Below are 1730 nucleotides of genomic sequence, written 5' to 3' on the forward strand. Positions count from 1 at the left end.
ACTGCTCTTTAACAATTTATCAGACAATCTGTGTGGGCACTCAAAGTGACATGGATTCTTAACGTCGCAAGACGAAAAATGAATACCAAGTCTCTGAGTGAACACGTAATTCATTACGAAGTTTAATTCACGAGCATCAAACTTAAATTGAAGAGTTTGATCATGGCTCAGATTGAACGCTGGCGGCAGGCCTAACACATGCAAGTCGAACGGTAACAGGAAGCAGCTTGCTGCTTCGCTGACGAGTGGCGGACGGGTGAGTAATGTCTGGGAAACTGCCCGGTGGAGGGGGATAACTACTGGAAACGGTAGCTAATACCGCATAACGTCGCAAGACCAAAGAGGGGGACCTTCGGGCCTCTTGCCACCGGATGTGCCCAGATGGGATTAGCTTGTTGGTGAGGTAACGGCTCACCAAGGCGACGATCCCTAGCTGGTCTGAGAGGATGACCAGCCACACTGGAACTGAGACACGGTCCAGACTCCTACGGGAGGCAGCAGTGGGGAATATTGCACAATGGGCGCAAGCCTGATGCAGCCATGCCGCGTGTATGAAGAAGGCCTTCGGGTTGTAAAGTACTTTCAGCGGGGAGGAAGGGATTGTGGTTAATAACCGCAGTCATTGACGTTACCCGCAGAAGAAGCACCGGCTAACTCCGTGCCAGCAGCCGCGGTAATACGGAGGGTGCAAGCGTTAATCGGAATTACTGGGCGTAAAGCGCACGCAGGCGGTCTGTCAAGTCGGATGTGAAATCCCCGGGCTCAACCTGGGAACTGCATTCGAAACTGGCAGGCTTGAGTCTCGTAGAGGGGGGTAGAATTCCAGGTGTAGCGGTGAAATGCGTAGAGATCTGGAGGAATACCGGTGGCGAAGGCGGCCCCCTGGACGAAGACTGACGCTCAGGTGCGAAAGCGTGGGGAGCAAACAGGATTAGATACCCTGGTAGTCCACGCCGTAAACGATGTCTACTTGGAGGCTGTGCCCTTGAGGCGTGGCTTCCGGAGCTAACGCGTTAAGTAGACCGCCTGGGGAGTACGGCCGCAAGGTTAAAACTCAAATGAATTGACGGGGGCCCGCACAAGCGGTGGAGCATGTGGTTTAATTCGATGCAACGCGAAGAACCTTACCTGGTCTTGACATCCACGGAAGACTGCAGAGATGCGGTTGTGCCTTCGGGAACCGTGAGACAGGTGCTGCATGGCTGTCGTCAGCTCGTGTTGTGAAATGTTGGGTTAAGTCCCGCAACGAGCGCAACCCTTATCCTTTGTTGCCAGCGGTCCGGCCGGGAACTCAAAGGAGACTGCCAGTGATAAACTGGAGGAAGGTGGGGATGACGTCAAGTCATCATGGCCCTTACGACCAGGGCTACACACGTGCTACAATGGCATATACAAAGAGAAGCGACCTCGCGAGAGCAAGCGGACCTCATAAAGTATGTCGTAGTCCGGATTGGAGTCTGCAACTCGACTCCATGAAGTCGGAATCGCTAGTAATCGTGGATCAGAATGCCACGGTGAATACGTTCCCGGGCCTTGTACACACCGCCCGTCACACCATGGGAGTGGGTTGCAAAAGAAGTAGGTAGCTTAACCTTCGGGAGGGCGCTTACCACTTTGTGATTCATGACTGGGGTGAAGTCGTAACAAGGTAACCGTAGGGGAACCTGCGGTTGGATCACCTCCTTACCTTAAAGAACCTGCCTTTGTAGTGTCCACACAGATTGTCTGAT

The 1730-nt window shown here is 53.3% G+C and carries 1 rRNA gene; it reads left to right on the top strand.

From position 1 onward, the window contains the following. Nucleotides 1-144: 144 nt before the first annotated feature. Nucleotides 145-1686, top strand: a 16S ribosomal RNA gene (locus APU02_RS09725). Nucleotides 1687-1730: the final 44 nt, after the last annotated feature.

This window comes from Citrobacter sp. 50677481 (assembly GCF_001463265.1).
Lineage (GTDB): Bacteria > Pseudomonadota > Gammaproteobacteria > Enterobacterales > Enterobacteriaceae > Citrobacter_A > Citrobacter_A sedlakii.